18 protein-coding genes are annotated in these 24,207 nt (G+C 67.4%); 8 read left to right on the plus strand and 10 right to left on the minus strand.

The features are described from left to right. The first annotated feature begins 7 nt into the window (after positions 1-7). From PL79_RS02715 to PL79_RS02725, 3 genes are read left to right on the plus strand one after another with little or no spacing between them, the layout of a single operon-like run. Positions 8-280, plus strand: coding sequence for a metal/formaldehyde-sensitive transcriptional repressor (locus PL79_RS02715; RefSeq protein WP_044847515.1), 273 nt, complete (start codon positions 8-10; stop codon positions 278-280). An 11-nt stretch (positions 281-291) separates the two neighbouring features. After that, positions 292-1,575: a CDF family Co(II)/Ni(II) efflux transporter DmeF gene (gene dmeF, locus PL79_RS02720; protein ID WP_044847514.1), complete on the plus strand. Its 1,284-nt coding sequence runs from the start codon at positions 292-294 to the stop codon at positions 1,573-1,575. Positions 1,576-1,577: 2 nt separating this feature from the next. Further along, positions 1,578-1,754 (plus strand): DUF1289 domain-containing protein, encoded by a 177-nt coding sequence (locus PL79_RS02725; protein WP_185500436.1) that lies wholly within the window; start codon positions 1,578-1,580, stop codon positions 1,752-1,754. A 275-nt stretch (positions 1,755-2,029) separates the two neighbouring features. Here PL79_RS02725 and PL79_RS02730 read toward each other — a convergent pair whose 3' ends face one another. Beyond that, positions 2,030-4,177: a TonB-dependent receptor gene (locus PL79_RS02730; RefSeq protein ID WP_044847512.1), complete on the minus strand. Its 2,148-nt coding sequence runs from the start codon at positions 4,175-4,177 to the stop codon at positions 2,030-2,032. A gap of 619 nt (positions 4,178-4,796) precedes the next feature. Here PL79_RS02730 and PL79_RS02735 point away from each other — a divergent pair. From PL79_RS02735 to PL79_RS02750, 4 genes are all read left to right on the plus strand, one after another. Further along, complete coding sequence (locus PL79_RS02735; RefSeq protein ID WP_044847510.1) at positions 4,797-6,002, plus strand: MFS transporter; 1,206 nt, start codon at positions 4,797-4,799, stop codon at positions 6,000-6,002. Positions 6,003-6,393: 391 nt separating this feature from the next. Then, complete coding sequence (locus PL79_RS02740; protein WP_044847509.1) at positions 6,394-7,701, plus strand: dicarboxylate/amino acid:cation symporter; 1,308 nt, start codon at positions 6,394-6,396, stop codon at positions 7,699-7,701. Positions 7,702-8,156: 455 nt separating this feature from the next. Beyond that, positions 8,157-10,091, plus strand: a complete 1,935-nt coding sequence (locus PL79_RS02745; RefSeq protein WP_044847508.1) for an SMP-30/gluconolactonase/LRE family protein — start codon at positions 8,157-8,159, stop codon at positions 10,089-10,091. Between the two features lie 268 nt (positions 10,092-10,359). After that, positions 10,360-13,245, plus strand: coding sequence for a bifunctional YncE family protein/alkaline phosphatase family protein (locus PL79_RS02750; protein WP_052664799.1), 2,886 nt, complete (start codon positions 10,360-10,362; stop codon positions 13,243-13,245). A 133-nt stretch (positions 13,246-13,378) separates the two neighbouring features. On the opposite strand, the gene PL79_RS02755 is transcribed toward PL79_RS02750, so the two are convergent. The 8 genes from PL79_RS02755 to PL79_RS02790 all read right to left on the minus strand — a co-directional run bounded on the left by PL79_RS02755 (position 13,379) and on the right by PL79_RS02790 (position 21,543). After that, positions 13,379-13,828, minus strand: coding sequence for a GNAT family N-acetyltransferase (locus tag PL79_RS02755; RefSeq protein ID WP_044847538.1), 450 nt, complete (start codon positions 13,826-13,828; stop codon positions 13,379-13,381). Positions 13,829-13,895: 67 nt separating this feature from the next. Continuing rightward, positions 13,896-14,852, minus strand: a complete 957-nt coding sequence (locus tag PL79_RS02760; protein ID WP_052664798.1) for a hypothetical protein — start codon at positions 14,850-14,852, stop codon at positions 13,896-13,898. Between the two features lie 126 nt (positions 14,853-14,978). Further along, positions 14,979-15,935 carry an amidohydrolase family protein gene (locus PL79_RS02765; RefSeq protein WP_044847507.1) on the minus strand — a complete coding sequence of 319 codons (957 nt, stop codon included), beginning with the start codon at positions 15,933-15,935 and terminating at the stop codon, positions 14,979-14,981. Beyond that, positions 15,913-16,860 (minus strand): YncE family protein, encoded by a 948-nt coding sequence (locus PL79_RS02770; protein WP_044847506.1) that lies wholly within the window; start codon positions 16,858-16,860, stop codon positions 15,913-15,915. Before PL79_RS02770 ends, PL79_RS02765 begins: the two co-directional genes overlap by 23 nt. 57 nt (positions 16,861-16,917) lie before the next feature. Beyond that, positions 16,918-18,210 carry an MFS transporter gene (locus PL79_RS02775; protein ID WP_044847505.1) on the minus strand — a complete coding sequence of 431 codons (1,293 nt, stop codon included), beginning with the start codon at positions 18,208-18,210 and terminating at the stop codon, positions 16,918-16,920. A gap of 98 nt (positions 18,211-18,308) precedes the next feature. Then, entirely contained in the window at positions 18,309-19,226 is a 918-nt protein-coding gene (locus tag PL79_RS02780; protein WP_044847504.1) for a dihydrodipicolinate synthase family protein, read from the minus strand. Between the two features lie 8 nt (positions 19,227-19,234). Next, positions 19,235-20,407: an L-rhamnonate dehydratase gene (locus PL79_RS02785; RefSeq protein WP_044847503.1), complete on the minus strand. Its 1,173-nt coding sequence runs from the start codon at positions 20,405-20,407 to the stop codon at positions 19,235-19,237. A 59-nt stretch (positions 20,408-20,466) separates the two neighbouring features. Next, entirely contained in the window at positions 20,467-21,543 is a 1,077-nt protein-coding gene (locus PL79_RS02790; RefSeq protein ID WP_044847502.1) for a 4-hydroxythreonine-4-phosphate dehydrogenase PdxA, read from the minus strand. Between the two features lie 155 nt (positions 21,544-21,698). Between PL79_RS02790 and PL79_RS02795 the strand changes: the two genes are divergently transcribed. Next, entirely contained in the window at positions 21,699-22,643 is a 945-nt protein-coding gene (locus tag PL79_RS02795; RefSeq protein WP_044847501.1) for a LysR family transcriptional regulator, read from the plus strand. A gap of 146 nt (positions 22,644-22,789) precedes the next feature. On the opposite strand, the gene PL79_RS02800 is transcribed toward PL79_RS02795, so the two are convergent. Then, positions 22,790-24,094, minus strand: a complete 1,305-nt coding sequence (locus PL79_RS02800) for an MFS transporter (RefSeq protein WP_044847500.1) — start codon at positions 24,092-24,094, stop codon at positions 22,790-22,792. Positions 24,095-24,207: the final 113 nt, after the last annotated feature.

The following is a 24,207-nucleotide window of genomic DNA, read 5'->3' on the forward strand; positions in this document are numbered from 1 at the left end:
GACCACCATGAGCCACACCATCCAGGAAAAGCAGAAGCTGCTGAACCGTGTCCGCCGGATCAAAGGGCAGGTCGAAGCGATCGAACGCGCGCTCGAGGACGAGCGCGGTTGCAACGAAATCCTCCGCCTCATCACGAGCGGTCGCGGCGCAATGAACGGCCTGCTCGCGGTCGTGCTCGAGGATCACATCCGCAGCCATCTGGTCGACGCCGAAGGTCACGACGACGAAGGCAGCGCGACCGAACAGCTGATCGAAGTCGTGCACAGCTACTTCAAGTAACCGGAGGCGGAATGAACAGCTTCAGCAATGACGCCTTCGGCGCAGGGCACGACCACATCTTTCTCGGCGCCGCGCACGAGCAGAACGAACGCCGGACCTGGATGGTCATCGCGCTGTGCGCGGCGATGATGGTGGCGGAGATCGTCGGCGGGTCCCTGTTCGGTTCGCTGGCACTGATCGCGGACGGCCTGCACATGTCGACGCACGCGGGCGCGATGCTGATCGCCGCGCTCGCCTATACCTACGCGCGCAAGCATGCGCGCGACCCGCGCTTCGTGTTCGGCACGGGCAAGCTCGGCGATCTCGCGGGTTTCACGAGCGCGATCGTGCTCGCGATGATCGCGCTGCTGATCGGGTACGAGGCGGTCGCACGCCTGCTCGCGCCGGTCCCGATTCATTTCGGCGAGGCGATTCCGATCGCGGTTGCCGGCTTGCTCGTCAACATCGCGAGCGTGTGGCTGCTGAGCGGCGACCATCATGGCCACGGTCATGGTCATCATCACGGGCATGGTCATGACGATCACGACGATCACGCGCACGACCACGAACAGGAAGCGCACCAGATCTTCGATCAGCAGGGCGTATTCGTCGTGTCGGTGTTCGAGGAGGGCGTTCCGCCGGTGTTCCGCGTCGCGCCTGCGACGCGCGAGACGAAGCTCGTCGATTCGAGCACGGTGTCGGTGACGACGATCCGCCCGGACGGCAGCCGTCAGGTGTTCGCGATGCAAAGTCGCGGCGGCTATCTGGAGTCGACCGAAGCCATTCCCGAGCCGCATGAATTCAACGCGATCGTCCGGCTGAACGGCCGCGAGCACGAACTGGCGTTCGAGGAGCACGACCACGGCACGTCCGCGGCGGCGGCGCGCGATCACAACATCCGCTCCGCGTACATCCACGTGATCGCCGACGCGGCCGTCTCCGTCCTGACGATCGTCGGGCTGCTGCTCGCGCGGGCGTTCGGCTGGGTCTGGATGGATCCGCTGGCCGGCATCATCGGCGCGCTGGTGATCGCGAACTGGTCGTACGGCCTGATGCGCGATACGGGCGGGATCCTGCTCGACATGAATTCGGATCGCCGCCTGACGGACAACGTGCGCGGTGCGATCGAAGGCACGGGCGACCGGGTCGGCGACCTGCATGTGTGGCGGCTCGGGCCGGGACACATGAGCGCGGTCGTGTCGGTGGTGACGGACGATCCGAAGCGCGATGCGCGCTTCTATCACGGCGTGCTGCAGCGGTTCAGGAACCTGTCGCACGTGACCGTCGAAGTCGTGCCCGCGACGCGAGGGCGATGAGCATGGCGGTCAAGTCCCCTTGCGTCGACGTGTGTTCGTTCGACGGTCGCACCGGCTATTGCGTGGCATGCCTGCGAACGCGCGACGAAGCGCGCGACTGGAAGAAGATGACGGATCACCGGCGCCATCAGATCGTGAACGACCGCGCGCGGCGGCATGCGAAGCTGACGCGGGCTTGAAGTCGAGGTATGCGCGAAGTCGCGCGTACGGCTGCAGCAGATTGAACGCGCGGCGGACGGGACGAAGGATCGGGGCGATGCGCGTGCCGACCGCGTCGCTTGCTTCAACCGGCCCCGCCACGCCGGTGCATGCCCGACGAACGCGTTTGCCGGACGATGTACGCCGTCCGCGCGCCGTCACGCGGATCAGGACGCTCGTGATCCGATATTGCCGAGGCGGCGGTCGGTGACGGTCGTCGATCCGCCCGGCACGCCTCGTCGGAACTGCGCCGCTTCTACATCTCGTATCGCAACGTCGCCATGACGCTGCGCGGCGCCCCCGGCATGTTGAGGTTCGGGTTCGAGCCGTGGGCCGACACGATATAGCCCTTGTTGAACAGGTTGTAGAGGTTCAACTGGAGCGACATCGGTCCGTGCGCATACCAGGCCATCATGTCGGCCGTCACGTAACCCGGCAGCGTCACCGTGTTCTGCGGATCGGCCATGCGCGCGCCGACGAGGTTCAGGCCGCCGCCAATGCCGAAGCCGCTGCCGAGATTCTTGGTGAGCCACAGGTTGCCGGAGTGGCGCGGGGTCAGGGTGGCGCGCTTGCCCTGCAACGCGGCCGTCGACTGGGTGACGGTGGCATCGAGGTAGGCATAGCCCGCGAGCACGCGCCAGCCGTGGCCGAGTTCCGCCGCCCCGCTGAGTTCCACGCCGTCGGTCCGCTGCTCGCCGATCGGAATCAGCGCTGTGTTGCTTGCATTGGCGACCTTGATGTTGCTGCGGTCCAGCCGGAACACCGAGATCGTCGTGGTGGCCTTGCCGCCGAGCCAGTCGTACTTCGCGCCGATCTCGGTGTTGGTCGTGGTTTCCGGAGCGAGTTCGGCATTGTTGGCCGCCAGCGAGAACGCTTCGCCGGAAGGCTGGAACGAGCGGCTCCACGACACGTAGTACGACTGCGTTCGGGTGGGCTGCCAGACGAGACCCACGCGCGGGCTCCACGCCGTATCGGTGCGCGACAGGCCCGGCTGCTTCGGACGGCGGTCGAGCGTCTCCTGCTCGAAGCGATCGTAGCGGATGCCGAGCAGCGCCTTCCACTGCTCGTTGAAGCTGATCAGGTCCTGCGTGTAGAACCCGAGGGTCTTGAAGATGCCGAGGTTGTTGGCCGTCGGCGTGGTCGACGTGTGCAGCGGCAGCGTCGGAAGGGCGGGCGCGAACAGGTCGAAATTCATCGGCTTGCCGTTCGCGCCGGTGACGGGCGCCGAGTAGCTGACGAGATCCTTGTTCTGCTGGCCGAATTCCATCCCGTACAGCAACTCGTGCTTCATGCCGAACAGCGTGGCCTTCTGCGTGAGATCGGTCTGGTTGAACCAGCCGTGTTCCTCGCGATAGACGTTGCCGTGATTCAGCGTGAACGTCCGGGCCGCCTCGTTGACGCTGCCGACCAGCGTGTTGTTCCGGTCGAGCGAGTAGTGATAGTAGCGGGTGGCGTTCCGGATCGACCATTGGTCGTTGAACTCGTGCTTGATCGTCGCGGTACTCGAATAGACCCGCGATCGCGTATAGTCCACGTCGCCGGCGTTCGCCGCGCCGTAATACGCGGATGCCGGCACGTCGACCGGTCGTCCGTGATAGGCCGGAATGCCGAAGTCCGTCACGCGACGATCTTCGAGGTAGTCCGCCTGCAGCAGGACCGTCGTCTTCGGCGCGATGCGAAACTCGAACGACGGCGCGACCGCCGTGCGATTCAGGAACTGTTGCGAGCGATAGCTCTTCGCTTCCTCGTGTGCCCCGGTGATCCGGAAGGCGGCCGCGCCGTTCGCGAGGACGCGCCCGACGTCGGCCTCCACCCGGCGATCGGCCCACGAACCGTAGCTGATCCCGAAGTTGGTCACGTCGATCCCGGGTTTTTTCGTCACGCGATTGATCAGTCCACCTGACGATCCGCGGCCGTAAAGAACGGCAGCCGGGCCCTTGACCACTTCCACCCGGTCGACGTTCGAGAGATCCCGGAAATACAGGGCATCGTCGCGAATGCCGTCGACGAACTGGTCGGCAATCGCGGAGAAGCCGCGAATGGTGACCTGGTCGCGCTGGCCGTCGCCGGTCGAGAACCCGACGCCCGCGACGTTCTTCAGCACGTCCTGCAGCGAGTTCGCATGCTGGTCGCGCATCACTTCGGCCGTGACCACGTTCACCGTCTGCGGGATATCGCGCAGCGGCGCGTCGATCCTGGTGGCGCTGACCGCGTTCGTCGGGTTGTAGCCTTCGCCCGGATCGCGGAGCGCGCTGGCGTTCACCGACACCGCCGGCAACACGTCGGTGGCCGTGCCGGTCGGTGCACTTGCGTTTTCCTGTGCGAAGGCCGCGCCGACCATGATCGGCTGGCACGCGATGGCGGCCAGAATGGCCCGTCGCGCCGGGTGCAACACGTGTTTCATTTCCCAACCTGCCCTGTGTAATGATTCGTAATCTCGAAACGCGACGCATTATCATTTGAAAGGAAGTAAGGGTCAACAAGTGTTGCGCGATAACCGGGATTCTTGTTTTTGTCTGATGTTTGCTGACGCCGAAGGATGCGTTCGTGCCGGATCCGGACGAGCACGGCGTGCGGCCAGGCAATGACGGCGACTGAAGCGCCAGCGGGGCGCGTCGCGCGGGGAGGTTCGTCGGGATTGATCCGGCACGGTCATCGAACCGTTCGGTATTGCGAGTCTGTCGATCCGACTACGAGGTGGTGACCGGCGGGGCGGCGCGCGTGCCGGTCTGGCATGGCGCGCTGTATCCTGAAATCTTCCGGCGGCCGTGGCATCTCGTCACGGTCGGTGTCACGAAGCGGTCGGATACTGCCGGCGTGCGCGGCCTGACGGAACGGGCAGCGGCCGCGCCGCGTGTCGAGGTCGCGGACGGCCCGGGCAGTCGGCACAGTCACGCGAGTCCTGCCGCGCGGTGTGCCGATTACCGGCGCTGACGTGTTCCCGCGCCGCGGCGCGCCTGTCCTGTCGGGACAGGGAACCCCGTGGCAAGTCGCACCGCCCGCAACCTCGATGCAGATCGATCATGAGCGCTCCAACCCCGATTGCCGGCAAGCCTGCGATTCCACGGACCGTGTGGGCCCTGGGCCTCGTGAGCCTCTTCATGGACCTGTCGTCCGAACTGATCCATGCGCTGTTGCCGATCTATCTGGTGTCGACGATGGGCATGAGCGTCGCCGCGCTCGGCGTGCTCGAAGGGGCGGCCGAAGCGACGGCGATGATCGTCAAGGTGTTCTCCGGCGCGATCAGCGACTGGCTCGGGCGCCGCAAGGGGCTGCTGCTGATCGGCTATGGCCTCGCGGCGCTGACCAAGCCGTTGTTTCCGCTGGCGTCCACGCCGGCCGTGGTCGTGACGGCCCGTCTGCTCGACCGCGTCGGCAAGGGAATTCGCGGCGCGCCGCGCGACGCGCTCGTGGCCGACGTCGCACCGCCCGAAATCCGCGGCGCCTGCTTCGGCCTGCGTCAGTCGATGGATACCGTGGGCGCGTTTCTCGGGCCGATGCTCGCGATCGTGCTGATGCTCTGGTTCGAGGACCGCATCCGGACCGTGCTGTGGTTCGCCGTGGTGCCGGCCTTCGTCGCGATCGCATTGATCGTCTTCGGCGTACGGGAGCCCGAGCAGTCGAAACCGGACCGGCGCTTTCGCTCGCCGTTGCGCTGGAACGCGCTGCGCGAGTTTCCCCGCGGTTACTGGTTCGTCGTCGCGGCCGGCGCGACGTTTACGCTCGCGCGCTTCAGCGAGGCATTCCTGGTGCTGCGTGCGCAGCAGACGGGGCTCGATGCGGCATGGATCCCGGGCGTGATGGTCGCGATGAGCGTCGCCTATTCGGCGTCCGCCTGGCCGGTCGGCATCCTGTCGGACCGGCTCGATCGCCGCGTGCTGCTCGCGGCCGGCATGGTGCTGCTGATCGCGGCCGACCTGCTGCTCGGCATCGGCACGTCGACGCTCTCGATGTTCGCCGGCGTGGCCGTGTGGGGGCTGCACATGGGCTTCACGCAGGGCATCCTCGCCGCGATGGTGTCGGAAACCTCGCCGGCCACGCTGCGCGGGACCGCGTTCGGCGTGTTCAACCTGGTGAGCGGCATCTGCATGCTGCTCGCGAGCAGCATCGCCGGCGCGCTGTGGGCGCGTTTCGGCGCGTCGGCCACGTTTCTCGCCGGCGCGGCGCTGGTCGTGGTGCCGCTGTGCCTGTGCCGGTTCATGCCGCGACCCGGCACGTCGCCGGCGTGATGCGTCACGCCGGGGGTTCGCCGACGCCCCGCACAAGGCCGAACTGACGGGCGGGCGCGACGGTGCCCGAAGCACGAAGCCCGAAGCCCGAAGCCCGAAGCCCGAAGCCCGAAGCCCGAAGCCCGAAGCCGAGGCCCGAAGCCCGAAGCCCCAGACCGGCGAAGCCCCACTCCGCCTAGTTCCGCGCGTCGCATTCCGCCCTTAGCTTTCAGATTTGAAAGATTGTCCGGCGTTTGCGATAGAATGCGTCCCCTGTTCGCCGTGGCCATGCCCACGGACGGGCTCCGGCATTCGAAAACGGCGCGCACCGCGCTCGCGGAATTCCATCCCCGTTTCAATGCCGGCGATCGACCTGCCGTTGGAAACACCCGTTCTGTAATTTGGATTGCTAATGAAGAAGAAGCACAACATCACCAAGTACATCGTCATCGCGATGGTGCTTGGCATTGCCGTGGGCTACGCCTGTCATAGCGCGTTTCCCGACCCGAAAATGGCCAGGGACGTCGCCGGCTACGTGTCGCTGCTGTCCGACGTGTTCCTGCGCCTGATCAAGATGATCATCGCGCCGCTGGTGTTCGCGACGCTGACCGTCGGCATCGCGCAGATGGGCGACAGCGGGTCGGTCGGCCGCGTCGGTGTGAAGGCGTTCGGCTGGTTCTTCATCGCGTCGTTCACGTCGCTGCTGCTCGGCCTGATCACCGCGACGATCCTGAAGCCGGGCAGCCACCTGAGCCTGCCGCTGCCGGCCGCCGATGCGGCGCTGAACCTGAAGACGGGCGCATTCACGCTGAAGGATTTCGTCGTCCACCTGGTGCCGAAATCGATCGCCGAGGCGATGGCGAACAACGAGATCCTGCAGATCGTCGTGTTCTCGATCTTCTTCGGCACCGCGCTGTCCGCGCTCGGCGACGCCGGCAAGCGCCTGACCGGCGTGATCGACGATCTCGCGCAGGTCATGCTCAAGGTGACGGGCGCGGTGATGTGGTTCGCGCCGGTCGCGGTGTTCGCGGCGCTGGCGTCGACGATCACGACGGAAGGGCTCGGCATCCTGCTCACGTTCGCGAAGTTCATGGCGAGCTTCTACCTGGCGCTGGCGCTGCTGTGGGGCGTGCTGACGCTCGCCGGCGTGGCGTTCCTCGGCAAGCGCGCGTTCACGCTGATCCGCCTGATCCGCGAGCCGTTCCTGCTGTCGTTCGCGACGGCGAGCTCGGAAGCCGCGTATCCGAAGCTGCTCGACGCGCTCGACCGGTTCGGAGTGAATCGCAGGATCTCGAGCTTCGTGCTGCCGATCGGGTACTCGTTCAACCTCGACGGCTCGATGATGTACTGCACGTTCGCGGTGCTGTTCATCTCGCAGGTGTACGGGATCGACCTGCCGCTCGGCACGCAGATCACGATGCTGTTGATGCTGATGGTGACGTCGAAGGGGATGGCGGGCGTGCCGCGCGCATCGCTGGTCGTGATCGCGGCGACGCTCGGCCAGTTCCATCTGCCGGAAGCCGGACTGCTGCTGATCATGGGCGTCGACATGTTCCTCGACATGGGGCGCTCGGCCACCAACGCGGTCGGCAACTCGATCGCGGCTGCGGTGGTCGCGAAGTGGGAAGGCCAGCTCGGCGATTCGCGCGACGACACGGATCCGGACGGCGGCGGCGAGATCAGGCAGGTGGAAGTGCGGGAGACGGCGACGTCCGCGTGATTTCCCCGTTTCAAATGAAATGATCTGCACCGGCCTGGATTCGACCTGGATACAGGCCGGTGCAATATCTGCCGGCAATACCCGCCGGCAGTTGTTCCTTTACCTGCCTGTGGCGATTTTCCCGATTCGCCGAAAAACCTCCCCATTCCCGATACGCCGCATTCGGACCCGCGGTGATATTCCCGTCGGCGAACGCCGGATTTCCTCGATATCAAGGTACGCGCGTAAGTGGTCATTCACTCTCGCGCAATCGCGTGCGCCGTCTGCGCCGTCGGTCCGCAATTTTTTTCGATTTATATAACGCTATTCTCGCTGCAGCCGATTATCGAATGCGCGCGCGATGTAATAGCGACTGCACCGGATGATTTAGGCGGCAGTATTTACGCACTGCCGATTTCAAACCATCCGGCCGCCCCATCATGTGAATGATTCCACCATTCAGGAGAGCATCAGCCATGGTCGCCGGAAAACCGATTCAGGCCGTGCTGCTCGCCGCCGCGATCGCCACGATTGCGCCGGCCGGATACGCGGGCAACACCACCGACTGGCTGGCGAACACGTACGGCACGCTCGCCGCGCACGTCGGCAACGTCGCGCGTTCGATGTGGGTCGCGCCCGAAGGCGTGATCTACACCGCGTCGATGTGGGACGAGGACGAGGGCGGCGTCGCGATCTACCAGAACGGCAAGAGCGCCGGCTCGATCGGCACGCATTCCGAATTCCAGGGCAGCGCGATCACGGGCAACGCGACGTCGCTGTTCGTCGCGCTGCAGCCCGGCAACGGATACGGCAGCGGCGCGGTCGGGCGCTACAACCGCGCGACGCGGTTCCGCGACAAGCTGATTCAGGTCACGACGGCGACCGACCAGCCGCGCATCGACGTCGTCACCGGGCTCGCCACGGCCGGCTCGCTGCTCTATGCGAGCGACTTCTACGGCAATCGCGTGCGGGTGTTCACGACCGACGGCGTGTGGCAGCGCCACATCGGCGTATCGGCGCCCGGCGCGCTCGCCGTCGACGGTGCGGGCAACGTCTGGGTCGCGCAGAAGAGCGCGGGCGCGGTCGTCGAGTTCAGCCCGGCCGGTGCGCTGCTGAACACGATCCGGCTGGCCGCCGGGTCGCAGCCGTCTGCGCTCTGTTTCGATGCGGCGACGGGGCAGCTGATGGTCGGCGACGAAGGCCCCGACATGAACATCAAGCGCTATACCGTCGCGGGCCGGCCCGCGCTGGCCGGCACGTTCGGCGTGCGCGGCGGTTATCTCGACACGACGACGGGCACCAAGGGGCAAGTCGGCGCGCAGCGCTTCACCCGCGTGGCCGGCATCGGCAAGGACACGGCCGGCAACCTGTACGTGCTCAACAACCCGTGGGGTGGCAGCTGGGATCTCGGCCGCAACGGCGCGACCGACATTCACGCGTACGGCAGCACCGGCAGCCTGCGGTGGACGCTGCAGTCACTCAATTTCGAAGGCATCGCCGCGCCGGACCCGGTCACCGACGGCGCGCTGTTCTACAGCGCCACGCACGTCTACAGCGGCACCGCGGGCGGCACCTTCGTCGCGAACACCGTCGATCCGTTCACGTATCCGTCGGACCCGCGCATCAATATGGGCGACACGCAGCGCGACGAGCACTTCGGGCTGCTGACGTCGGTCGGCGCGAACCGGATCCTCGTCGCGGCGGGGCAGAATCCGCCGGTCTATTATTTCTTCCACTTCAACGCGGCCAACGGCTACGTCGCGATTCCGGACGGATCGATCCCCGGGCCCGCGTTCAACACGACCCGGCGCGTGTCGGCCGGCTTCAGCCTCGACAGCAACGGCGGCGTATGGGCCGGCCTCGACAAGACCGGCGCCATTTATCACTATCCGCTGACCGGTTTCGATGCGAGCGGCAAGCCGTCGTGGGGGCCGGGCGTGCCGACGCCGGTGCCGCCCAGCATCCAGCCGCTCACGCGCATCGTCTATCTCGCCGACAGCGACACGATGGTGCTCGCGCAGGGCGTCGTCGGCAGTACCGACTGGACGTCGATCGGCACGCGCATCGAGGTGTATCACGGCTGGCGCGCGGGCAACACGACGAAGCCGAACCCGGTGATCACGCTGCCGCACAGCGGCGCGAAGTCGATCGATGCGGCCGGCAACCACCTGTTCGTCGGCTACTGGTTCAGCAGCAGCGGGCCGCTGTGGCCGAACATCGACGCATTCAATCTCGACACCGGCAATCTCGACACGACGCTCGTCAACGCGAGCCCGGCGACCGTGGATACCAGCAGCGCGATCGATGCGATGTACAGCGTGCGTGCATACCGTCGCGCGAACGGCGAGTACGTGGTGACGAAGAACAACGTGAAAGGGAACAGCATCACCGTTTACCGGTGGACGCCTTGAGAGCGAGCCCCTCACGGCCACGATGACACCGCGATGGCTGTCATCGAAATGCCTTCGCTGTAACGATGTGTAAGAAGCCGGCCCGCAACGGAGCCGGTCATCCGCTTGACATTGGGCGGCGATGTAATGCCGGCACGTCGGCAATCGTCGACGCAATGCACTCGATCGATTGGCAAGGGCCCTCGCCGCCGCGCGACACGGGCAGACAACGCCAGGATCATGCCGGACACGTCAGACGGTAATCGCCCCATCAGTACAGAGGATTCCTATGAAAAATAGCCAGGTCAAGCGCGCGCTCCGGCTCGGAGCCGTCATGTCGGCCGTGTTGCTTGTGTCGCACGCGCATGCGGACGGTTTCGACGCCGCCGATGCCGCCCGCGTGCCGAGCGGTCAGTTCGTCACGCCGCTCGCCGTGCGCGGCGCAGTCCAGCAATTCCTGAATCCCGGGCTGCCGGCCTATCCGCATTTCGTCGCGGGAGAAGCCGTGCGCTCGCAACTGAGCCCGGACGGCAAGACGCTGGCGATCATCACCGCCGGCCAGAACTCGCTGTACAAGCCGGACGGTTCGGTCGACACCGCGGCCTCGACGCAATTCATCTTCCTGTACGACGTCGCGGGCGCGAACAAGACGCGCCCGGTGCTCAGGCAGGTGCTTCAGCAGACCAACGCGTTCGTCGGCCTGGCGTTTTCGCATGACGGGAGCACGCTCTATGCGACCGGCGGCAGCGACGATGCGGTCTACGTCTACGCGCAGCAGGGCGGCGCGTGGGCGCTGTCGACGACGATCGCGCTCGGCCACGCCGGCAAGGGCGTCGGCATTCGCGTGCAGCCGAACGCGGCCGGGCTCGCGCTGTCGGCCGACGGCAAGACGCTCGTCGTCGCGAACAACTACAACGACTCGATCAGCGTGATCGATACCGCGACCCGCAACGTGCGCTACGAGCACGACCTGCGGCCGTTCTTCTCCGGCAACGAAGGCCGCAGCGGCGACGCCGGCGGCACGTTCCCGTTCGCGGTCGCGATGAAGGGCAACGGCGTCGCGTACGTGTCGTCGGATCGCGATCGCGAGATCGTCGCGATCGACGTGTCGTCGCCGTCCCGCGGCCGCCTGCTCAAGCGCATCAAGCTGGACGGCAATGCGCTCGGCATGACGCTCGACGCGTCGCAATCGAGGCTGTTCGTCGCGCAGGACAACGCCGACCAGGTCGCGGTGATCGACACGAACACCAACGCGGTCGTGACCCGGATCGACGCGCGCGCGCCGGCCGGCGTGCTGGCGCACGGCCAGGCGCACACGGGCGCGGCGACGTACGCGGTCACGCTGTCGCGCGATGGCCGCACGCTGTATGCGACCAATGCCGGCGCGAACGAAATCGCCGTGATCCCGCTCGTCGGCGAGCGCGCGTATCGCGTCACCGGCCTGATTCCGACCGCGTTCGAGCCGCACGACGTGACGTTCAGCGCCGACGGCACGTGGATGTACGTGGTGAACGGCAAGAGCACCACCGGCCCGAACCCCGACCACCTGTTCGGCGCGACGCCCGCGCAGGCCGCCGCGTCGCGCGCGTCGAACGAATACCAGTTCCAGCTCGAGCGCGCGTCGCTCGTGAGCGCGCCGGTACCGGCGGCCCACGAGCTGCCGACGCTGACGCAGCAGGCCGCGCGCAACAACTTCTATCGCCCGGAAGACAACGACAGGGACAACGAAGTGATGGGCTTCCTGCGCCGTCACATCAAGCACGTGATCTACGTCGTGAAGGAAAACCGCACGTTCGACCAGGTGCTCGGCGACATCGGCAACGGCGCCAACGGCGATCCGAAGCTCGCCCAGTTCGGCCGGAACATCACGCCGAACTTCCATCGCCTGGCGAGCCAGTTCGTGACGCTCGACAACTTCATGAACCCGGGCGACGGCAGCATGGACGGCTGGTCGTGGGCGCTGCAGGGGCGCGTCACCAACACCGAGACGATCACCCAGCAGATCAACTACGCGGCGGTCAATCGCGGCCTGTCGTATGAGAGCGAGGGCACGAACCGCAACGTGCCGGTGAACTGGGAGACGGTGCAGCAGCGCGATGCGGCGGCCGGCCCGGCCGGCACCACGAACTACAGCAACGCGGCCGCCGCCCTGCCGGGCGGCGCGGCGAACCTGCTGCCCGGCACCGGCAACCATGCGTCGTCCGACGCGCCGTTCGGCCGCCAGCGCGGCTACATCTTCGACGCGGTGCTGGCCGGCGGCGGCACGGTACGCAACTACGGTTTCCTCGTGAACAACGTCGGCAGCATCGGCACGGCCGCGAACCCGATCGTCGATCCGCACGCGGCCGGCGTCGTCCAGGCCGCGGCGCTCGACCCGCGGCTCGCGTCGATGACGGACGTGTATTTCCGCGGGTTCGACCAGAACTATCCGGACCAGTGGCGCCTCGACGAGTGGAAACGCGAGTTCGACCAGTACGTCGCGGGTGGCAACCTGCCGACGCTGTCGCTGGTGCGCCTGTCGCACGATCACATGGGGGCGTTCGGCACGGCGCTCGCCGGCGTGAACACGCCGGAGACGCAGCAGGCGGACAACGACCTGGCGGTCGGCCGGCTGCTCGAAGCCGTCGCGAAAAGCCCGTATGCGAACGACACGCTGATCGTCGTGACCGAGGACGACGTGCAGGACGGCCCCGACCACGTGGATTCGCATCGCGGGCCCGCGTACATCGTCGGGCCGTACGTGAAGCAGGGCGCGGTGATCCGGACGCGCTACAGCCAGGTCAATGCGCTGCGCACCATCGAGGACGTGCTCGGCACGCAGCACATGAACCTGAATACCGCGTACCAGCGGCCGATGACCGACGTGTTCGACGTGCACGGCCCGGCGTCGTGGACCTACACGGCCGTCGCGTCGACGGCGCTGAAGGGCACCGGGCTGCGCCTGGCCGACGGGGCGGGCGAGAACCTGCTGCACTACGCGGCCGGGCCGGACGTCACGCCGAAGCATGATGCGGCGTACTGGGCGAAGGTGACGGCGAAGTTCGATTTCGACGATGCCGACGAGGTGCCGGCGGATCAGTTCAACCGCGTGTTGTGGAAGGGCATGATGGGATCGCAGCCGTATCCGAAGCTCAGGGGCGTGACGCAGAAGGTGGCGAGCCGCGACGACGACTGATCGTCCGGCTGGACGGTCTGCAAGCGGGCCCTCCCGGCGGGAGGGCCCGTGTTTTTTTTGCGAGGTGTGCGGCGGGGGGCTGCGTCGGCGGCGTCCGGTGCGCTACGTGAGTGGCTGGCCGGGCCGCACGGCGTCATGCGTGCCATATCAGGTTCGCGCTGCTGTCCGTTTCGGAACGGAGCCGGAACCCGAGCCGTTCGTAGAGGCGCCGCGCCGGGTTGCCGTGCAGCACGCTGAGCGATACGGGCACGGGCTCGTGCGCGGCTTCGCTCAGCAGTTCGCGCAGCACGGCTTCGCCGATGCCTCGGCCTTGTCGCGACGGGAGGATCTGGATCTGGTGGACGTGCCATTCGTCGGCGGCGCGCGTCACCTTCAGCAAGCCGATCGAGTCGGCATCGGCATCCGTGCCTTCGCAGACGATCATCGCATCGTCGAAATTCGCCACGATGCGCTGGTGGTGCGCTGCGTCGTCGGTGGGCGCGCCGACGCGTTGCAGATGCTCGGTCATCGTGAGCCGGCGCAGCCTCAGCAGGAACGGCAGGTCGGCGGCAGACGCCGGGCGCAGGCGGATCGCAGGGGGCATGGTCGGAGCGCGTTCGAGAGCGGGTTCGATGGCATGCAGCGCATGATTCACGAGCGCGGCATGCCGGTCAAAGGCCGGGCAACTGGATTTGCCGCGCGGCCGGACGATGCTCGAGGACGTTCGTGACCTCGTATTCGGTCTTGGCTCCGTCGGCGGTCTGCCACTGCTGTACGCGCACGCTGCAGACGAGTACGTCGCCCTTGCTGAAGCTGATCTGGTTGTTGTCCACGCGCGTCAGGAAATTCGCATCGGTGATCGCGGCGTGGATCGTGGCGGCACCGTCGTAGAGACGCCATTTGTTGTCGTCCTTGAACGCGAGCGACACGATCGAAAACGCCATCTTGCGATACTCGTCGAGGATCGGTACGTTGGCTTGTTCGGGTACGCGGAACCAGTCGACCTCGTCCCGGGTGACGGTCTCGAACACGTCCGTGTCGGTGCCGGCCGAGAAAATCGTCACGCCGTCGCGCGAAAGCGGCATGAGCGCACGGGTGGTCGCCTCGCGGACACTCACGTCCCGCAGCAGGGTGAGGACGGACAGTTCGATCTCGAGCGTTTCGCCATCGACGTGCAGCGCGGCGGTGCGCTCGTTCATCCGAACGCGCTGGATCGGGCGGTCGCGTAACCACTTGAGTACCGCGAACAGGCCCTTTCCGACTTTCGGGCCGGCAATGCCGAGCGCGGTCAGAATCGTGACGGCATTGGCGAGTGCCGCGCCTTCGCTGCCGCTCAGCATGTCGCGCATTCTGCCGAGGAGCGAGTTCGCGAGCGTGAAGTCGATGCCGAAGCTGCCGGTCTTGAAGCTGCCCCGGACGTTCACCTGTGGCCGAACCTGGTCTCCGCAGAGCGCCTTGGCCGAGGCCTCGAGCAAGTCGCCGACGGCGAGAAGGGCGGGGGCGAGTTCCCGCACGTCCATTTCGGACGATTCGAGTGCCGGCCCGTCATAGGTAATGCGAAAGTGGCTCATGTCGCCAAGTGTACCGGCCGCGGCGAAGCCGGCCGTGTTTCCATTGCGGTTGATCATGCCGGATGGGTTGACTCGAAAGGCCATCGACGCGCGAAGCGCAATGCTTTCGTATACCTTTCGAATCATCCTGCGGTCAACCGGATACGTACGATTCTGGCCATCCGGCCGATGCGTCAAGCCCGCTCACGCGATCCGGTACACACGCATCGCGTTGTCATGCCAGATCGCGCGGCGCGCCGCATCGTCGAGGTCTGCCATCGCGCGAGCAAACGTGCGCAGCAGCGCCGGATACGACACCCGCAACCCCGCCACCGGAAAATTGCTCGCGAACAGGCAGCGCTGCCAGCCGAATATCGCGATCGTGTCGCGGATGATCCGCGCGTTGTCCGCGTCGTTCCACACCGCATCGCGCAAGCCGAGTTCGGAGATCTTGACGGTCGCGCGCGGCGAGGCGGCGAGCGCTTCCATGCCGCTGCGCCAGCGCGCGAGCCCCGCGTCCGAGCGGTCCCACGGCAGCCCGGCATGTTCGAGCACGACGTCGACGCCGGGCGCATCGGCCAGCAGCGCGGCCGCGTCGCCGAGATGCCAGAACGGCACGCGCAGGTCCCAGCTCAGGCCATGCGCGGCCAGGCGTTCCAGCGCGGCCGGCCAGCGCGGGTCGCGCAGCGTGCCGGGCCCGTCGACGGCCGCGTCCGGCGACGCAGCGGTGCGCGGCTTGAACCGCACGCCGCGCACGCGCGGCCATGCGGCCTGTTCGGCGAGCCGCTCGTGCGCGTCGTCGGCCAGCAGGTCGACCCACGCGACGACGGCCGACGGCAGCCCGTGCGCGGCCGCGACCTCGTGCAGCCAGCGCGTCTCCGCGAGCGCCTCGTCGCGCGCCCGTTCGGCCTCGACGTGCACGCTCGCGACGAGCGGCGCGCGTTGCGCGGCGTGCCGGTAGTCGTCCACGCCGAAATCGCGGCACAGCGCCGCGTAGTCGCCGAACATGAAGTGCGCCGGATCGTACCGGTCCTGCAGCCACGGGTAGTGCGCGCCCGCGCCGAGCTGCCAAAGGTGGTGATGCGCGTCGACGAGCGCCGCCGGCATCGCGTCGGGCGGCGGTGCGTCGTCGCGCCGCTCAGCGCGTGCCGGCGAGCACATACGACGCATCCGGTTCGCGCAGCGTCGGCAATGCACCGACGAACCGCCACGCATCGAGATCGAGTTCGCGCACGTAGTCGTCCTGGAACGACACGTACGCGACGCGCCGCGACGGATGGAACGACAGCGCGGTCGGGTTCGCGGGCAGCGCGACGCGTTCGATTTCCTCCAGCTGCCGTGCATCGAACACCGAGATCGACCGCTCGCCGGAATTGGTCAGCAGCAGCAGGTCGCGGCCGTCCGGCGCGGTGGTGCGGTAGATGCGGTTGGGATCGCTGCGGGTCTTCACGCGGCGGCCGCAGGTCATCGTGTCGGTGTCGATCTCGACGAGCGTGTCGTCGCCGCGATTCGCGACGAACAGCGTGCGCTCGTCGCTCGACAGCGCATTGCCTTCGGGACGCGGGCCGGGCATCACCGCACGCGGCGCGACGGTGGCGTCGCGCGGATGGAATTGCGTGACCGTGTTCGACAGCAGGTGCACGCCGTACGCGCGGCTCGCATCGCGCGTGAGCGTCACGAGGTGCGTCTTCACGCCGCCGGACGGTACGGCCATGTTCGGCACGGCCTGCCGGGTCGGCGCGTCGAACACGAGCAGCATGTCGTGCGCCTCGCTCATCGCGTACAGCCGGCCGTCGCGATCGGCCGCCATCCCGTGCGGCCGGTAGTACGGCCACAGGTCGAGCATGCGCGTGTGCGTGCGCTCGACGAGGTCAATCTCGGCGATCCGGTGATCGCCTTCATGGCCGCGCGACCACGCGGTCTCGATCCCGAAGATGCCGACGTACGCGAAGCGGTCGTTCACGTCGACGGTGAACTCGTGCGGGAAGTTTGGCAGCACGATGTGCTTGAGCGCGGCTTTCGTCTCGAGGTCGTAGAAGCTGAAGGTGTGGGCGCATTTCTGCACCAGCAACAGGATGTCGTTCATGGTGTGTCTCCGTTGATTCGTTCGCGCGTGCGCGCGTCGGTGTCGGTGCGTGTCCGGTCAGTCTTCGCAGCGCCTGGGCAGCGTCAGCGCGAGCAGGCCGGCCACCGCGAGCGTGACGGCGAGGCTGTACACGCCGGCAGCCGCGCTCACGTGCTGGGTCAGCACGCCGACCGCATACGGTCCGCAGAAGCCGCCGAGGTTGCCGAGCGCGTTGATCAGGCCGCGCGCGCTGCCGGCCGTCTCGACGCTGCACAGCTTCGGCGGAATCGCCCAGAACACGCCGGCCGCCGCCTGCAGGAAGAAGCCGCAGCCGATCAGGAACGCGAACGACACGATCATCGACGCATGCGTGAGCACCGACAGCGCGAGGCACGCGGCAAAGCCGACGAGCGGCAGCAGCACGAACAGGCGGCGCTTGCCGGTCCGGTCCGACAAATACGACGTGGCGAACATCCCGATCACCATCGCGACATACGGCAGCATCGCGAGCAGGCCGACCTTGCCCATCCCGCCGTGCGTGAGGTTTTTCAGCAGCGTCGGCAACCACATCGTATAGCCGTAGATGCCGACCTGATAGCAGAAGTTGATCGCGATCAGCAGCCAGATCGTCGGGTTGCGCAGTATCGCGCCGAACGACGCGGCGGCCGGCGTGCCGGCGGCCTGCTTGCGCGCCTGTTCGTCGCGCAGCGCGTCGAGGATGTACGCCTTCTCGCGCGGCGACACCCAGCGCGCGGTTTCCGGGCTGTCGTCGGCGAACATCAGCCACGCGAACAGGCACAGGAGCGACAGCGCGCCGGCACTGTAGAACAGGTGACGCCAGTCGTAAGCAGCGAGGATGAAGCCGGACAGCGGCGCGGTAATCATGCCGGCGAGCGGCACGAACATGATGACCATCGCGTTCGCGCGGCCGCGTTCGCGGTCGGGAAACCAGTGACTGACCATCGTCAGCACGACCGGCAGCATCCCGCCTTCCGCCACGCCGAGCAGGAAGCGCAGCGCCAAAAGTTGCCACGTATGGGTGACGAGCCCGGTCAGCACCGACAGAACGGCCCAGCTCACGAGCGACCACGCGATGAACTTCTTGCCGCTGCCGAGCGCGGCGCGCCGGCCGCCCGGAATCTGCAGGAACAGGTAGCCGAAGAAGAAGATGCCGCCGGCGAGGCCGGCCATCGTCGCGTTCATGCCGAGTTCGGCGTTCATCCCGCCCGGCATCGCGAACGCGATGTTCACGCGGTCCATGTACGAAACGATGCAGGCGAGCAGCAGCGGCGGAATCACGCGCAGCCAGCGGCGGCGCGGAATGGCATCGCCGGCTTCATAGGCCGGGGTGGCGGGGTTCAGCAGAGTCATGGTGTCTCCGATCCATGTGATGAGCGGCGGCGGCCTTCTGTCGGGCCGCCGTCACGCCGATGCGCAACGCAACGCGCGTTGCGGGTACGAAACGATGGCTAGCGGCCCCAGCGCAGCACGAGCGGATCGAGCCGCCGTGCCGCGTCGAGCAGGCCAGCACGCACCTGCGGATGCAGTTCGGGCCAGGGCGCGCGCGGCCGGTCGCACGCGATCACGCCGCCTTCCTTCAGCAGCGCCTTCGCGGTCAGGAAGCCCGACTGGCGGTTCTCGTAGTTGATCAGCGGCAGCCAGCGCGCGTATTGCTCGCACGCTTCGTCGCGGCGTCCGGCGAAATACGCGTCGGTGATGCGGCGGATGCCGTCCGGATAACCGCCGCCCGTCATCGCGCCGGTCGCGCCGGCATCGAGGTCGGCGAGCAGCGTGATGCCTTCCTCGCCGTCCCACGGCCCTTCGATCGCGTCGCCGCCGAGCGCGATCAGCTCGCGCAGCTTCGACGCGGCGCCGGGCGTCTCGATCTTGAAGTACGACACGGCGTCGATCTCGCGCGCGAGCGTCGCGAGCAGCGACGCCGGCAGCGCGACGCCGCTCGCGGGCGCGTCCTGGATCATCAGCGGAATGTCGAGGCCGTCGGCGACTTCGCGGAAGAACGCGCGGATCGAGGCGTCGGGCACGCGGAACGTCGCGCCGTGATACGGCGGCATCACCATCACCATCGCGGCACCGAGTGCCTGTGCGCGGCGGTTGCGTTCCGCGCAGATCCGCGCGCTGAAGTGCGACGTCGTGACGATCACCGGCACGCGGCCGGCGACGTGCTCGAGCGTCGTGCGCGTGATGAGGTCGCGTTCGTCGTCGCCGAGCGCGAACTGCTCCGAGTAGTTCGCGTGGATGCAGATGCCTTGCGAGCCGGCATCGATCATGAAGTCAAGGCAGCGGCGCTGGCCGTCGAGGTCGAGCGCGCCATGCGCGTCGAAGATCGTCGGCGCGACCGGAAAGACGCCCTGGTAGCGTGCGTTCATGGGCGCCCTCACTCGACGATGTCGAACTGGTCGAGGAACTCGGTCTTCAGCGTGAGACCGAGGCCCGGGACGTCGTCGCGCAGCTGCAGGAAGCCGTTCTCGGCCACCGGCTCGCCGTCGAAGATGTAATAGAACAGCTCGTTGCCGACTTCCACGTCGAACATCGGGAAGTACTCGCTCATCGGCGACGCGAGCGTGCTCATCGTCAGGTGATAGTTGTGCATCTGGCCCGCATGCGGAATCACCGGCACGCTGTACGCCTCGCACAGCGCGTTGATCTTGTGCGCCATCGTGATCCCGCCGACGCGGTTCGTGTCGTACTGCACGACCGACACGGCCTTGCGGTCGAGCAGCTGCTTGAAGCCGTACAGCGAGAACTCGTGCTCGCCGCCCGAGATTGGAATGCTCGTCAGCCGGTTCAGCTCCGCGTAGCCGTCGATGTCGTCGGCGATCACCGGCTCCTCGAGCCAGCGCGGCTGGTACTTCTCGAGCTTCGGCAGGATGCGCTTCGCATACTCGAGGTTCCAGCCCATGTAGCACTCGAGCATCAGGTCGTTGTCGTAGCCGATCACCTCGCGGATCGCCGCGACCGACTTCAGGTTCTCCACCACGCCCTGCTGGCCGTGCGCGGGCCCGTAGCCGAAGCGCATCTTGAACGCGCGGAAGCCTTCCTTCAGGTATTGCCGCGCTTCCTCCTGCATCGCCTTCAGGTCGGTGCGGTAGAGCTTCGAGTAGTAGCAGGGGATCTTCTCCTTGGTGCGGCCGCCGAGCAGCTTGAACACCGGCTTGCCGACGCTCTTGCCGAGGATGTCCCAGATCGCGATGTCGACCGCCGAGATCGCCGCCATGCCGATGCCCTTGCGGCCCCATGCATGGGTCGCGCGGTACATCCGCTGGTTCAGGTACTCGTAGTCCCACGGGTCCTGGCCGATCACGAGCGGCGCGAGGTACTGGTCGATGATCGCCTTCGCGACGTGCGGCGCGAGCGCGACGTTGCCGAGGCCGACGATGCCGTCGTCGGTCTCGACTTCGACGACCGTCCACGCATGGAAGCGGAACGTGCTCATGGTTTCCTGCGGCGCGTACAGCAGGTCCATCGCGTTCGAGCAGAAGTTGCCCTGCGGCGGAACGGTCTTGCCTTTCCACTGGAATACGCGGGCGCGCACGGAGCGGATCTTCATGTAGGTGTCTCCTGGAATCGATGTTGTCGTGTGTGTCGTGTGCGGCTGGCGCGCGAGCGTCACGCCGAAGCGGTGGGGGTGCGACGCGCGGCGCCCATGCGGCACGCGATCTGCAGCGCCTGCCAGGTCGCGCCGACGTCGGCCGTGCCGCGGCCCGCGATGTCGTACGCGGTGCCGTGCGCGGGCGTCGTGATCGGCACGGGCAGCCCGCCCTGCACGGTCACGCCGCGCGAGAAGCCGAGCAGCTTGATCGCGATCTGCCCCTGGTCGTGGTACATCGTGACGATCGCCTGGTAGTCGCCGGCCTGCGCCTTCAGGAAGATCGTGTCGGCGGGGAACGGGCCGTGGAACGGCGCGTCGGTCGGCCAGTCGCGCGACTGCAGCTTGCGCACGGCCGGCTCGATGATGTCGACTTCCTCGCGGCCGCAGCTGCCGCCGTCGCCGCCGTGCGGGTTGAACGCGGCGATCGCGACCTTCGGCGCCGCGACGCCGTTCGCGAGCAGCGACCGGTAGATCAGTTCGGATGCCTGTTCGATTCGCTCGACACTCAGCTGGGCCGCCGCATCCTTCAGCGGAATATGCGACGAGATGCGCGCGGTCCACAGCTCGCCGAGCGTGTTGAATTCGCAGAAGTAGCCGGTCACGCCGAGCGCGGCGGCGAAGTGGTGCAGCTCGTCGTCGTGCCGGAGCCCGCCGAGCTTCATCGCGTACTTGTTCAGCGGCGCAAAGCAGATCGCGTCGATGTCGCCGGCGAGCGCGGCGTCGAGGCAGCGGTCGAGCACGGTCAGCGTCGAGCGGCCGCCGGCCGCGCCGGGCTGGCCGACGGTGACCTGCGCGCGATCGATCGTGTCGAGCGCGACGAACGCGGCGCGCGCGGTGGACGGCCGGCCGCGCACGGCGGCGAGCGACGCGACGGGTTCGACGTCGACCGTCACGCCGGCGACGCGCTGGCCGGCTTCCCACAGCCAGCGGTCGCCGATCAGCACGAGGTTCGCGCGGGACGTCGCGTCGGGCCGCGCGAGCAGTTTCGCGATCAGTTCGGCGCCGATGCCGGCGGGGTCGCCGAGGGTCAGCGCGACGACGGGCAGTGAAGCGGCGGGCAGTGCAGCGGCGGGCACGGCGGCGGCGGTCGTCATGCGGCGTCTCCGTGGCGGGCGGCGGGCGGTTGCATGTTCATGCGGTGTCTCCGGTGGCGGCGTGTGGCCGTTGGTGTATGGGGTTCATGCTAGGTAGACGGAATGAGTCGGTAAATTGAAAACTCTTGATGAATCGATAACCTGGAGTAATCGAAATGGGCTCGATCGATCGACGAGACTCGACTCCCCAATTACTGAACCGGCTGCGGATGCGGCAGATCGCGCTGCTGCTCGCGGTGGATGAATGCTCGACGCTGCGCGCGGCCGCCGGGCAGCTCGGCCTCACACAGCCGGCCGCGACGAAGATGCTGGCCGAACTGGAAAGCGCGCTCGGCCAGCGCCTCTTCGATCGCGTCGGGCGCGGGCTCGTGCTGAATCCGGCCGGCGAGCGCGTGCTCGGCTATTTCCGCGGGATTCGCGGCAGCATGGAGGCGCTCAATCGCGAGCTCGGCGAGCTGCAGCTCGGCAGCGCGGGGCGGCTCGCGATCGGCAGCATCATGGCGGCGTCGCCGGGGCGGCTTACCGAGGCGCTGGTGCAGCTGAAGGCGCGCTATCCGCTGCTGGCGATCGACATCGCGGTCGATACCAGCGACCGGCTGATGCCGCAGTTGCGCGAAGGCGTGCTCGAGGTGGTGATCGGCCGCAACGTCGGCACCGATTGCGACTTCCGCGTGGTGGACGACGAGGCGCTCGCGATCATCGCGGGCCGCGACCATCCGCTCGCGGGCGCGGGGCCGGTCGAATTCGACGCGCTGCTCGACTACACGTGGATCCTGCAGCCGGCCGGCAGCCCGGCGCGCGAGGTGGTCGAGCGCGAGTTCCGCGCGCGTCACCAGCCGATGCCGCGCGGGCTCGTCGAAACGGGGTCGATCCTGACGACGATGAACCTCGTCGACCGTTCGCGGATGCTCGGCGTGATTCCGTTGACAGTTGCGCAGCGCAACGCGGAGCACGGGCTGGTTGCGATCATCGATTACGAACTCGACCAGAAGCTGCCGTCGTATGGCAGCCTCGTGCGGCGTGATCGGCCGCTGAGCATTCCGGCGCAGCAGTTTCTGGCGCTGTTCCATCGGGAAGGCGGCCAGGGCGCGGGCGATTGATGGAAGGCGGGGCGGCTACGTTGCGGCGTCACGCACCGGCGAGCTTCGCTCGCGGTGCGTGATGACGGCGATCAGGGCAGGTCGGGACAATCCACGCCGAGCAGGACCAAGCCCGATACCGCGCGGCGAACCGCCGCCACCCCGCGTCAGCGTGCCGACGGCGCGGCCGGCGCTTCGGCGAGCGACGGCGTCGATGCCGACAGCGCACGATCCGGCCGGATCCGCAGCGCGGCGACGATGCCGATCACGAGCATCGCGACCGACCCGACGAACGGCACCGTCCAGCTTCCGGTGTGGTCGACGAGATAGCCGAACAGGATCGGCGACAGGATCCCCGCGATCGCGGAACCCGCATTCATCATCCCGCTCGCGATGCCCGCGTGCGTCGGCGCGATGTCGCTCGGCACGGCCCAGATCGGCCCGATCGTCAGTTCGAGGCACAGGAACGACCCGGACAGGCATAGCGTGATGCCGGCCGTCGAATGCACGAACGCGAGCGGCAGCATGCAGGCGAGCGCGCCGGTGAAGCTCGCGACGATCACGCTCTGGCGCGACAGCGCGAGGTTGCCGGTCTTGCGGTAGATGCGGTCGCACAGCCAGCCGCCGAGCGTGTCGCCGACGACGCCCGCGAAGAACACGCCGGACGCGAACAGCGCGGTGGACTTCAGGTCGAGGCCCTTGCCGTTCAGGAAGAACGTCGGCAGCCACGTGAAGAACAGCCAGGCGGTCCAGCCGTAGCAGAAGTACACGAAGATCGTCGGCGCCATCCGGCGGAACAGCGGGCCCCACGGCGTCGGACCCGGCGCCGGTGTCGGCCGGGCGGCGATGGTGGCGGCGGCGGTGGCGCGTGCGCGGTGCGCGTCGTGGTCGCCGCTGCCGCCGACCGGATACTCGCGAAAGCCGACGATCCACCACACGAGCCACACCAGCGTCACCGCGCCGATCACGAAGAACGCCGCGCGCCACGACAGCCACGTCATCAGCGCGGCGACGATCGGCGGCGTGACCGCGTTGCCGAGCCGCGAGAACGAATGCGTGAAGCCCTGCACGACGCCGCGCCGTTCGCGCGTGAACCAGTGCGTGATCGCGCGGGCCTGCGCGGGCAGCGTCGCGCCTTCGCCGATCCCGAGCAGCAGGCGCGCGGCGAACAGCAGCGCGAGGCTGTGCACGAGCCCGGTCATGAAGGTCGACGCGACCCAGATCAGCCCGCAGCCGATCAGTGTGATGCGGGCGCCGAAGCGGTCGGCGATCCAGCCGCCGAAGATCTGGCAGATCGCGTACGAATACGCGAACGCGGAGAACGCGATGCCGAGTTCGGTGTTCGACAGCCCGAGTTCGGCCTTGATCGCACCGGCCGCGGTCGCGAGGTTCACGCGGTCGACGTAGAGGATGAACGAAAGCGCGCACAGCAGCCACAGCGTGTGGCGTCGTTGACGGTGATCGGTCGGCATGTGTCTCACTCCATTCTTGTGCGCGTCGTTGCAATGACGCCGCGTTCACTGGCCGGGCCAGCATCGCGCGCCGGAGGAGGCATCGTCTATTGAATCTTTTGGATCAATCGATA

The sequence above is a fragment of the Burkholderia sp. USMB20 genome (assembly GCF_000949135.2).
Lineage (GTDB): Bacteria > Pseudomonadota > Gammaproteobacteria > Burkholderiales > Burkholderiaceae > Burkholderia.